General features: G+C 66.3%; 7 protein-coding genes. 1 reads left to right on the top strand and 6 read right to left on the bottom strand.

All coding sequences use genetic code 11. From position 1 onward, the window contains the following. Positions 1–170: 170 nt before the first annotated feature. On the bottom strand, positions 171–1,421 hold the full coding sequence (murA, locus tag CRM90_RS24720) for a UDP-N-acetylglucosamine 1-carboxyvinyltransferase (protein ID WP_102809547.1): 1,251 nt from the start codon (positions 1,419–1,421) through the stop codon (positions 171–173). Between the two features lie 62 nt (positions 1,422–1,483). On the opposite strand from murA, the gene CRM90_RS24715 reads away from it, so the two are divergent. Further along, the gene (locus CRM90_RS24715; RefSeq protein WP_102809546.1) at positions 1,484–2,077 is read left to right on the top strand and encodes a cob(I)yrinic acid a,c-diamide adenosyltransferase; all 594 of its coding nucleotides are present in this window, start codon (positions 1,484–1,486) and stop codon (positions 2,075–2,077) included. Position 2,078: 1 nt separating this feature from the next. Here the strand turns inward: CRM90_RS24715 and CRM90_RS24710 are convergent, their stop codons facing one another. The 5 genes from CRM90_RS24710 to atpA are packed head-to-tail and all read right to left on the bottom strand — an operon-like array spanning position 2,079 to position 6,981. Next, the gene (locus tag CRM90_RS24710) at positions 2,079–2,522 is read right to left on the bottom strand and encodes a DUF2550 domain-containing protein (RefSeq protein WP_102809545.1); all 444 of its coding nucleotides are present in this window, start codon (positions 2,520–2,522) and stop codon (positions 2,079–2,081) included. Between the two features lie 17 nt (positions 2,523–2,539). Then, positions 2,540–2,905: a F0F1 ATP synthase subunit epsilon gene (locus tag CRM90_RS24705; RefSeq protein ID WP_102809544.1), complete on the bottom strand. Its 366-nt coding sequence runs from the start codon at positions 2,903–2,905 to the stop codon at positions 2,540–2,542. Positions 2,906–2,932: 27 nt separating this feature from the next. After that, the gene (atpD, locus tag CRM90_RS24700) at positions 2,933–4,363 is read right to left on the bottom strand and encodes a F0F1 ATP synthase subunit beta (RefSeq protein WP_083122766.1); all 1,431 of its coding nucleotides are present in this window, start codon (positions 4,361–4,363) and stop codon (positions 2,933–2,935) included. A 37-nt stretch (positions 4,364–4,400) separates the two neighbouring features. After that, positions 4,401–5,324 (bottom strand): F0F1 ATP synthase subunit gamma, encoded by a 924-nt coding sequence (locus tag CRM90_RS24695; protein WP_102809543.1) that lies wholly within the window; start codon positions 5,322–5,324, stop codon positions 4,401–4,403. Between the two features lie 7 nt (positions 5,325–5,331). After that, positions 5,332–6,981, bottom strand: a complete 1,650-nt coding sequence (gene atpA / locus CRM90_RS24690; RefSeq protein ID WP_102809542.1) for a F0F1 ATP synthase subunit alpha — start codon at positions 6,979–6,981, stop codon at positions 5,332–5,334. Positions 6,982–7,026: the final 45 nt, after the last annotated feature.

The raw sequence follows: 7,026 nt of genomic DNA, 5'->3' as shown, positions 1-7,026 counted from the left end.
AAAAACAACAACAAACAAAAACCACCAAACACACTATTGAGTTCTCAAACAACACGCCCGGCCGACGACCGCCAGCAGGCAACCCTGCCATCTTACTTGATGTTGTTGGCTTGTCAACTTGCCGCTGCCTCCCCATCTCTGGGTCCGGCGCGGCTGGCCGACTGCCTACCTTACACGCGTTCTATCTCAGCTCCAAGTCGCACCAGATTCTCCACGAAGAGCGGGTAGCCCCGATCGATGTGAAACACGTCGTGAACTTCGGTTTCTCCGTCAGCGACCAGCCCGGCCAGCACCAGCCCGGCGCCGGCCCGGATGTCCGAACACCACACCGGCGCACTCGAAAGCTGCGGGATCCCCCGCACGACCGCGTGATGACCGTCGGTCCGGGCGTCGGCACCGAGCCGAATCATTTCCTCGACGAACCGGAACCTCGCCTCGAACACGTTCTCGGTGATCATCGACGTCCCGTCGGCGATCGACGCCAGCGCGATCGCCATCGGCTGCAGATCGGTGGGGAAACCCGGGAACGGCAGCGTCGCCACATTGCCTGCCTTCGGACGGTCGTACTGCACCACCCGGAACCCGTTGTCGTGCTGGGTGACGGTGGCGCCGGCATCGTGCAGCTTGTGCAGCACCAGCTGAAGGTGAGCCGGGTCCACCCCGGTGACCGCGATGTCACCACGCGTCATCGCCGCGGCGATCCCCCACGTCGCGGCGACGATCCGGTCGCCGATCACCCGGTGCTCGGTGGGGTGCAGCCGCGGGACGCCGGTGATCGTCAGCGTCGAAGTGCCTGCGCCTTCGATCTGGGCGCCCATCTGGCAGAGCATTTCGCAGAGGTCGACGACGTCGGGCTCGCGCGCGGCGTTGTGAATTGTGGTGACACCCTCGGCGAGCACCGCAGCCATCAGGATGTTCTCGGTCGCCCCCACCGAGGGGAACTCCAGCTGGATCTCCGCACCGTGCAGACGCTCGGCGGTGGCCACCACGCAGCCGTGCTCAATCGTGCAGTCGGCGCCGAGCTGGCGCAGCCCCGCCTGATGCATGTCCAGCGGGCGCGAGCCGATCGCGTCGCCACCGGGCAATGCCACCCTGGCGCGCTTACACCGCCCGACCAGCGGGCCCAGCACGCAGACCGACGCCCGGAACTGCCGCACCGCGGCGAAGTCCGCTTCGTACTTCGGCTCGTCGGGTGAGGTGATCCGCACGACCGAACCGTCGAGTTCCACGTTGGCGCCGAGGCCGCGAAGGACCTCCGCCATCAACGGAACATCAAGAATGTCGGGGCAGTTCGTGATGGTCGTGGTGCCCTCGGCCAGCAGACTGGCCGCCATCAGCTTCAAGACGCTGTTCTTGGCGCCCCCAACGGCGACTTCGCCAGCCAACCGGTTGCCACCGGTCACCACGAAACGCTCACCCACGGCCGTTAGTTTAGTGGAGGCAAGGCCCGGTACCGTGCCACCTGGCCGGTACGGTTTCACTCATGGCAGTACACCTGACCCGCATATATACCCGGACCGGCGACGACGGCACATCGGGACTGAGTGATTTCTCACGGGTGGACAAGAATGACCCGCGGCTGACCGCGTACGCCGACTGTGACGAGGCCAATGCCGCGCTCGGAGTGGCCGTCGCCCTGGGCCAACCCGACGACGACCTGCGCAAAGTGCTGGTACAGATTCAAAACGACCTGTTCGACGCGGGCGCCGACCTGTCCACTCCGGTCGTCGAAAACCCGGAGTATCCGCCGCTGCGGATCACTGCCCCGTACGTGGAGCGACTCGAAGCGTGGTGCGACCACTACAACGAGAACCTGCCGGCCCTGAACTCGTTCATCCTGCCGGGCGGCACCCCGCTGTCGGCCCTGCTACACGTCGCACGGACAGTGACCCGGCGCGCCGAACGCTCGGCGTGGGTCGCGGTCAAGGCCTATCCCGAGACCGTCAGCCCGCTGCCTGCGCGCTACCTCAACCGGCTCTCCGACCTGCTGTTCATCCTGTGCCGGGTGGCCAATCCCGGTGGTGACGTGCTGTGGCAGCCCGGCGGCGGCAAAGCCGACGGACCCGCGAAGACATAAGTCAGGCCGTGCGGCGCCGCGCCCGCGGCGAGGGACTCGATTCCACCCAGGACAAAAACGCCGTCAGCGCGCCGCGGTCCAGCGCCATCTCGTAGCCGCGGCCGCGCTCGCCGGTGATGTCGTGCAGTTCCAGAACGACGATCGCGTCGGACATGATGTCGAATTCGTCGCCGCGCGGGCCACGTCGGGCGATGACCTCCAGCCCACGCCGGCTCAGCCGGCGATCGGGCCACCACCGCAGACTCGACAGCCGATAGAACCTGGCCTCATCACCCCGATACCGGATGACTCCATGGCGCCAGCCGTGCCCGCCGACCGCCGGGGTGTCACGCAGAATCGCCGCCGTCCCACCCTGCCGTAGCTTCCACAACCGGTAGGTCAGGGCCGCCACCACAAGTCCCAGCACAGTGACCAGCGCGACCATGAAGATCATCGGCGCGCTCATCGGTCGCTGGCTCTCGACTAGTCGATCTGGCCTAGGGCGCGCAGACGCGCCCTACCCCGGGCAGCCGTCTGCGGATCGTCGGAGGCCGCATCGGACTTGGCGGCGTCCGCGTCGATCTCGGACTCGAACTCCGCGGACTCGGCGAGGATCGTCACGCCTTCCTCGGTGACCGAAAGATAACCGCCATCGACCGCGATCCGCAGATCGTCCTCGCCCTCCCGCTCGACGCGCACCATCGCGTCATCGACGAGCTGTGCCACGAGCGGGATGTGCCGAGGCAGGATGCCGATCTCGCCGGACGTGGTGCGGGTGAAGACGAACGTCGCCTTACCCGACCAGATCTTGCGCTCGACGGCGACGATGTCGACGTCCAATTCGGCCATCTCACATCACCTTTCGCGTCGTGAAACTCACAGCTTGGCGCCGAGGCTCTCGGCCTTCTTCGCCAGGTCGTCCAGGCCGCCGATCAGGAAGAACGCCTGCTCGGGCAGGTGGTCGAACTCGCCCTTGGCCAGCTTGTCGAACGCCTCGACGGTCTCCTTGAGCGGCACCGTCGAACCGGGCTGACCGGTGAACTGCTCGGCGGCCATCATGTTCTGGCTGAGGAAGCGCTCGATCTTGCGGGCGCGGTACACCAGGACCTTGTCCTCTTCGGAGAGCTCGTCGATACCGAGGATCGCGATGATGTCCTGAAGATCCTTGTAGCGCTGCAGGATCCGGATGACTTCCTGGGCGACGCGGTAGTGCTCGTCGCCAACCACACTGGGGTGCAGGATCGTCGAGCTCGACGCCAGCGGATCCACCGCCGGGAAGATGCCCTTGGAGAACACCGCACGAGAAAGCTCGGTGGTGGCGTCCAGGTGCGCGAACGTGGTGGCCGGCGCCGGGTCGGTGTAGTCGTCGGCGGGCACGTACACGGCCTGCATCGAGGTGATCGAACGGCCACGCGTCGAGGTGATGCGCTCCTGGAGCTCACCCATCTCGTCGGCCAGGGTCGGCTGGTAACCCACGGCGGACGGCATACGGCCGAGCAGCGTGGACACCTCGGAGCCGGCCTGGGTGAACCGGAAGATATTGTCGATGAACAGAAGCACGTCCTGGCCCTGCTCATCGCGGAAGAACTCCGCCATGGTCAGCGCGGACAGTGCGACGCGCATACGCGTGCCCGGCGGCTCGTCCATCTGGCCGAACACCAACGCGGTGTCCTTGAGCACGTTGGCGTCCGCGAGCTCGACCCAGAGGTCGTTGCCCTCACGGGTGCGCTCCCCCACGCCGGCGAACACCGAGGTGCCACCGAAGTTGCGGGCGATGCGGTTGATCATCTCCTGGATCAGCACGGTCTTGCCCACGCCGGCACCACCGAACAGGGCGATCTTGCCGCCACGCACGTACGGGGTCAGCAGGTCGACGACCTTGAGGCCGGTCTCCAGCATCTCGGTGCGAGGCTCGAGGTCAGCGAAGGCAGGCGGCTTGCGGTGGATGGACCAGTGCTCGAAGTCCTTGCCGTAGCCCGGGTCGTCGAGGCAGTCGCCGAGGGCGTTGAACACGTGGCCCTTCACCCCGTCGCCGACCGGCACGGAGATCGAGGCACCGGTGTCGGACACCTCGACGCCACGCACCAGGCCGTCGGTCGGCTGCATGGAGATGCAGCGCACCAGGTTGTCACCGAGGTGCTGGGCGACCTCGAGGGTCAGGGTCTTGGCCAGCGCGCCGAAGGTGATCTCGGCGTGCAACGCGTTGAACAGTTCGGGTACTGAGCCACGCGGGAACTCGACGTCCACCACGGGGCCGGTGATGCGGACAACGCGTCCGGCGGTCTTGGTCTCTACGGCAGCAGTCATTCTCTCTTCGCTTCTCTAGCTCTCGATGGGGCTTCTGTTAGGTAGCGTCTGCCAGCGCGTTGGCGCCACCGACGATTTCGCTGATTTCCTGGGTGATCTGCGCCTGACGTTCGCGGTTGGCCGCCAGCGTGAGTGCCTTGATCAGATCGTCGGCGTTGTCGGTCGCCGACTTCATGGCACGCCGCCGAGACGCCGACTCCGACGCCGCCGCCTCGAGCAGCGCCGCGTACACGCGCGTCGCGATGTAGCGCGGCAGCAGCGAGTCGAACAGCTCCTCGGCGTTGGGCTCGAACGAGAACAACGTCTGCGGGCCGGTTTCGGCTTCACCGACGTACTCGACGAGCATCGGGGCGATCCGCAGCGCCGTCGCCGTCTGCGACAGCATCGACCTGAACTCCGTCGACACGATGTGCAGTTCGTCGACACCGAGGACGCCGTCGGCGCCGGCCTCGTCACCCTCGTCGTCGACACCGGACATGAACGCCGTCACCAAGGTGTCGGCGATGTCCTTGGCGTGCTCGTAATCGGGCCGCTCGGAGAAGCCGGTCCACGACTCTTTGACCTCGCGCTGACGGAAGCTGTAGTAGCCCAGCGCCTTCCGGCCCACGACGTAGAGCACCGGGTCCTTGCCCTCTTCCCGCAGCAGCGAGAAGAGCTCCTCGGCCCGGCGCAAGACGTTCGCGTTGTAGCCGCCGCACAGACCGCGGTCCGACGAAACCACCAGCACACCGGCCCGCCGCGGCTTCTCCCGTGCGACGAGCAGCGGGTGATCGAGCGCGCTCGCGCCCGCCAACTCGGTGAGCATGTTGGTGATCTCGTTGGCGTAGGGCCGAGCCGCATCGACCCGGGCCTGCGCCTTGGCGATCCGCGACGTGGCGATCAGCTCCTGAGCCTTCGTGATCTTCTTGATCGACGAGGCGGAGCGGATACGTCCGCGTAGTTCGCGAAGTGTGGCTGCCATTGGTTACCTAGTTCTTCTTGGGAGCCGGCTTACGGACCTTGACCGATTCCTTCTCCAGGTCCTCGGGATCCAGAGCCTCGGCGTCGTGCTCGTCGGCGACCACGGAGCTGCCGTCGGTTGCCGCGAAGCCCTTCTTGAACTCGTTGATGACCGAGACCAGCTTCTCCTCGGCCTCCTCGGAGAGCTTCTTGGACTCCTTGATGCCGTCGAGGATCTCCGAGTGGCTCGCCTTCACGTGCTCCAGGAATTCGGACTCGAAGCGCGAAACATCCTCGGCCGGAACCGAATCCAGATGCCCCTGAGTGCCGAGGAAGATCGCGACGACCTGATCCTCGACCGCCATCGGGCTGTACTGGGCCTGCTTGAGCAGCTCGACGAGGCGCACACCGCGGTCCAGCTGAGCCTTCGACGCGGCATCCAGGTCGGACGCGAACGCCGCGAAGGCCTCCAGCTCGCGGTACTGCGACAGGTCCAGACGCAGCGAACCGGCAACCTCTTTCATCGCCTTGATCTGGGCGGCACCACCGACGCGGGACACCGACACACCGACGTTCACGGCCGGGCGAACGCCCTGGTTGAACAGGTCGGACTCCAGGAAGCACTGGCCGTCGGTGATCGAGATGACGTTGGTCGGGATGAACGCCGAGATGTCGTTGGCCTTGGTCTCGATGATCGGCAGGCCGGTCATCGAGCCGCCACCCAGCTCATCGGACAGCTTGGCGCAACGCTCCAGCAGGCGGGAGTGCAGGTAGAAGACGTCGCCGGGGAAGGCTTCGCGGCCCGGCGGGCGGCGCAGCAGCAGCGAGATGGCGCGGTAGGCGTCGGCCTGCTTGGACAGATCGTCGAACACGATCAGCACATGCTTGCCGTTGTACATCCAGTGCTGGCCGATGGCCGAACCCGTGTAGGGCGCAAGCCATTTGAAGCCAGCGGCGTCGGAAGCCGGAGCCGCGACGATGGTGGTGTACTCCATCGCTCCACCGTCTTCGAGCGCCCGCTTCACCGAGGCGATCGTGGTGCCCTTCTGGCCGATCGCGACGTAGACGCAGCGCACCTGCTGGTTGGGATCGCCGGTCTCCCAGGCACCCCGCTGGTTGAGGATGGTGTCGACGCAGACGGCGGTCTTGCCGGTCTTGCGGTCACCGATGATCAGCTGGCGCTGGCCGCGGCCGATCGGGGTCATCGCGTCGATGGCCTTGATGCCGGTCTGCAGCGGCTCACCGACACCCTGGCGCTGCACCACCGACGGCGCCTGCAACTCGAGTTCGCGACGACCCTCGGCCTCGATGTCGCCCTGACCGTCGATCGGCTGGCCGAGCGGGTTGATGACGCGGCCCAGGAAGGCGTCGCCGACGGGCACCGAGAGCACTTCGCCGGTCCGCTTGACCTGCTGGCCCTCGGCGATCTTCTCGAACTCGCCGAGGATGACCGCGCCGACGCTGTGCTCGTCGAGGTTCAGTGCGACACCGAGCACGCCGCCGGGGAACTCCAGCAGTTCCTGGGTCATCACCGAGGGCAGACCCTCGACGTGGGCGATGCCGTCGCCGGCGTCGATGACGGTGCCGATCTCCTCGCGCCCGGTATCCGCCTCGAAGCTCGAGACGTACTCCTGGACGGCGCCCTGGATGTCGTCAGCCGAGATTGTCAACTCTGCCATGGCTTTTCGTCTTCCTGCCTTTGTTTTTGGGTCTTGGGGTTCGGT

It is taken from the genome of Mycobacterium sp. ENV421 (assembly GCF_002887815.1).
GTDB lineage: Bacteria > Actinomycetota > Actinomycetes > Mycobacteriales > Mycobacteriaceae > Mycobacterium.
This window is presented reverse-complemented; position numbering and strand designations above follow the sequence as displayed.